Genomic DNA, 3,562 nt, shown 5'->3' with positions numbered 1-3,562 from the left:
GTATATTTTGTAAAAAAAAAGGAGGTATATTCTATGGCTGAAAATCAATATGTGGTTTTTAAACTTGGAAAAGGTGAATTTGGTATTGACATAATGAATGTAAAAGAAATTGGTCCATATGAGGAAGCTATTTCTCTACCAAATACACCATCATTTATTGAAGGGGTTATAAATTATAGAGGAAGCGTTATACCAATTATTAATTTAAAAAAGAGGTTGTCATTAGGACAAGCTGAGGTGACGAAAGATACTAGAATTATAGTTATTAGCTTAGATGAGAAAGAAATCGGATTTATAGTAGATGAAGCTTCTCAAACAGTTTGGGTAAATGATGAACAAATAGATCCTGCCCCTTCATTTATAAGTGGTGTTGATAAGAAATATATAACAGGTGTAGGGAAATTAGATGAAAAAAGGCTTTTAATTCTAATAGACCTAAAGAAAATATTATCAAAGGATGAGATAGAAGAAATACAAAATTTAGAGGTTTAGTATATTATGGGATCACAACAAATAAGTATCAAAAGATTAAATGAAATATTAGAGGCTACTATTGATTCCATAAAAGGGACTAAGGATGAAATTTTTGAGATTGTTAGCCATTCAAGATTAGAATGTAAAAGACTGGAGGATGAACTTAAGTCTTTACAGGTTAAGATTCAGGATACACTTGCTCAAGTAGGGAGATTAGAGGACCTTGATAAAAGAAGTCGTGGGAATCTATCTAATAAGAGCAAGAATTTTCATTTATTTAGTGAAAATGATATAAAAGATGCTTATGAACTGGCTAATGGAATTAGAGTAGAGCTTTTATTAAAGAGAGAAGAAGAAAAAAACTTGATAGAGAGAAGAAAGGAAATAGAGCTTAGGCTAAAGAGCTCCTATGAAGTATATAAAAAGGCAGAAAATATTAATAAACAAATAACCGTAGCTACAGAGTATTTAATGGGAAATGCGGGCAATATAGCAGCAACTGTAGATGAGCTGAGTAAGAAACATTATTTAAGTATTAAAATTATAGAAGCACAAGAAGAAGAGAGGAGTAGGGTAGCCAGGGATATACATGATGGACCAGCTCAATCTTTAGCAAATGTTATAGTAAAAGCTGAGTTATGTGAAAGATTATTAGATGTAGATAAGGATAGGGCTAAAAATGAGCTTCATAATTTAAAATGGGTTATTAGAGGAACTTTAAAAGATGTAAGAAAGATAATATATGATTTGAGACCTATGTCTTTAGATGATCTTGGACTTATTCCCACATTAGAAAGATATATATCTATTTTTGAAGAAGATACTGGAATAAAGGTAAGTCTTAAGACATATGGCTCTTTTAGTGATTTAGAATCTGCTATACAAATAGCTATCTTTAGAATTACTCAAGAATCTTTAAGCAATATTAGAAAACATTCAAAAGCGAAATCTACTTCTATTATAATTGAAAAATCTTTAACTAAGATTAATTTATCTATTATAGATGATGGTATAGGATTTGATCCAGAAAGCTATAGAAAAGAATCCAATTCAGTATCAGGAGGATTTGGATTGATGAGTATAAAAGAAAGAGTTGAGTTGCTAAATGGGAACCTCCACATAACATCTTCTTCAAATTTGGGAACTAAAATAAGCTTATTCATACCTTTGAATGAGGAGGACTAAACAATGAAGGATAAAATTATTAAGGTTATAATTGCGGATGACCACGCATTAATAAGAGAAGGAATAAAACAAATATTAGAATTGGAAAATGATATAGTCGTTATTGGACAAGCAAGTAATGGTGAAGAAGCTTTTATAATGGCTACAGAATTAGATCCAGATATAATACTATTAGACATAAATATGCCTAAATTAAATGGAATAGAAACCCTTAGGAAATTTAAAGATATGGGAATAACATCGAAGGTAATTATTCTTACTATACATGAAGACAAGGAATATATTTTAAAGACATTAAAGTTAGGCGCAAATGGATATATGTTGAAAGATTCAAATGCAGATAGTTTAATTAAAGGAATTAGAGATGTAGCAAAAGGAGAAAAGTATATACAACCTAGTGTGGCAGATTTAGTTAGCAGATCTTCTAACTATGATGAATATTTTAATATTAGTATTGATAAAATCAATTCACTAACAAAAAGAGAGTATGAAGTACTTATTTTAATTGCTGAAGGCTTGAACAATAAAGACATTGCTGATAGATTATATATTAGTGAAAAAACTGTGAAAAACCATGTGTCGAATATCTTTAAAAAGCTTGATTTAAATGATAGGGTTCAGGCTGCAATATTTGCATATAAAAATAATATAAAAAAATTATAAAGACCAGACGAATTATATCTTCTGGTCTTTTACAAATTCTAATATATAATTTTTAAAAGCTTCGCTAAGGGGGGATAGCTGTCTACTCTTATGAAAAGCAAAATAAAATTTTCTGATAAATTCCAAGTCTTCAACATAGAAAACTTTATATTTTTCAAGTATCAGATCATTTTGAACAGCTTTTTCGGATAGGAAACTAATACCTATACCAAGAGAAACTAGTTCTTTAATTGCTTCTGTGTCTTCAACATAAGCAGCTATATTTAATTTGCTAATAGGAAGCTTAGCTTTTTCAAATATATTCTCAACTAAGGCCCTAGTACCAGAACCTTCTTCCCTAAACATGATTTTTTCTCTAAATAATACATCCTTTTCTATATAAGAAAAATTATCACCAGGAAACTTAGGAGAGTTAGGAGTGATTAAAACTAACCTGTCCTCCATTAAATCAATATACTTAAGATTGTTTGAAGAGAATTTAGCTCCTAGAATTCCAAAATCAGTTTCTCCATCTAAAATTCCTCTCACAACTTTTTTAGAATCCTTATCACCTACAGTAAATGAAACATCAGGATAATGATTTAAAAAGTTTTTAATTATAGTTGGTAGCAGATATTTTCTAGGAACAGAACTTGAATATATGTGCAAATGACCTTGAATTTTTCCTTGATAAGAAGCTAAATCAAATTTTGCCATTTCACAAGAATTTAATATATTAATGGCATATTTATATAATAAATTGCCTGCATCGGTCAATGTGATTTTCTTTCCAAATCTATTAATTAATAAGGTACCAAGTTCTTTCTCTAAATTTTGAATATGATTAGTCACAGTAGGTTGAGTAATAAAAAGCTTTTCAGCTGCTTTAGAAAAACTCTTTAATTTCGCAACTTCAACAAATGTTTCTAATTGTCTAAAATCCATTCTATCACCTCTCTCAAATTATTACTCCAACTCTATTGTAACAAATAATAGGTATAAATCTACAATTATTCTAACAAATATATAAAGAAATTTACAATACAAAATATCTATAAGACAAACTATAACCATTGGTTTAAGTAATATAAGAGTATTTTTTTATAAAACTAAATAATATGTTTAAATTGCTGTTGACAAAGTAATAAAAACAGTGTATAGTTATATATTGTCAGCGCCAAGTTCTTTAAGACTATTAGTGAAAACAAATCAACAAAATGATTTAAAAAAAGTTTTAAAAAACAGTTGACAGCAAACGGAA

The 3,562-nt window shown here is 28.8% G+C and carries 4 protein-coding genes; 3 read left to right on the top strand and 1 reads right to left on the bottom strand.

The genetic code is table 11. The features are described 5' to 3' along the window. Positions 1-33 precede the first annotated feature (33 nt). The 3 genes from RDK80_RS20035 to RDK80_RS20025 are packed head-to-tail and all read left to right on the top strand — an operon-like array spanning position 34 to position 2,322. Positions 34-492: a chemotaxis protein CheW gene (locus RDK80_RS20035; protein ID WP_308525320.1), complete on the top strand. Its 459-nt coding sequence runs from the start codon at positions 34-36 to the stop codon at positions 490-492. A 6-nt stretch (positions 493-498) separates the two neighbouring features. Further along, positions 499-1,659 (top strand): sensor histidine kinase, encoded by a 1,161-nt coding sequence (locus tag RDK80_RS20030; protein ID WP_094901712.1) that lies wholly within the window; start codon positions 499-501, stop codon positions 1,657-1,659. A gap of 3 nt (positions 1,660-1,662) precedes the next feature. Further along, positions 1,663-2,322 carry a response regulator transcription factor gene (locus RDK80_RS20025; RefSeq protein WP_308525319.1) on the top strand — a complete coding sequence of 220 codons (660 nt, stop codon included), beginning with the start codon at positions 1,663-1,665 and terminating at the stop codon, positions 2,320-2,322. A 12-nt stretch (positions 2,323-2,334) separates the two neighbouring features. On the opposite strand, the gene RDK80_RS20020 is transcribed toward RDK80_RS20025, so the two are convergent. Continuing rightward, positions 2,335-3,246, bottom strand: a complete 912-nt coding sequence (locus RDK80_RS20020; RefSeq protein WP_094901714.1) for a selenium metabolism-associated LysR family transcriptional regulator — start codon at positions 3,244-3,246, stop codon at positions 2,335-2,337. Positions 3,247-3,562 lie beyond the last annotated feature (316 nt).

The organism is uncultured Tissierella sp., from assembly GCF_902479755.1.
In the GTDB taxonomy this organism is placed as follows: Bacteria; Bacillota; Clostridia; order Tissierellales; family Tissierellaceae; genus Tissierella; species Tissierella carlieri.
Note: the sequence above shows the minus strand (reverse complement) of the source record. Positions and strands in the feature narration are given on the sequence as shown.

What these genes read in the sequence shown, in the direction of transcription:
- RDK80_RS20035 (WP_308525320.1), top strand. Translation starts at nt 34, where the DNA reads ATGGCTGAAAATCAATATGTGGTTTTTAAACTTGGAAAAGGTGAATTT.
- RDK80_RS20030 (WP_094901712.1), top strand. Translation starts at nt 499, where the DNA reads ATGGGATCACAACAAATAAGTATCAAAAGATTAAATGAAATATTAGAG.
- RDK80_RS20025 (WP_308525319.1), top strand. Translation starts at nt 1,663, where the DNA reads ATGAAGGATAAAATTATTAAGGTTATAATTGCGGATGACCACGCATTA.
- RDK80_RS20020 (WP_094901714.1), bottom strand. Translation starts at nt 3,246, where the DNA reads ATGGATTTTAGACAATTAGAAACATTTGTTGAAGTTGCGAAATTAAAG.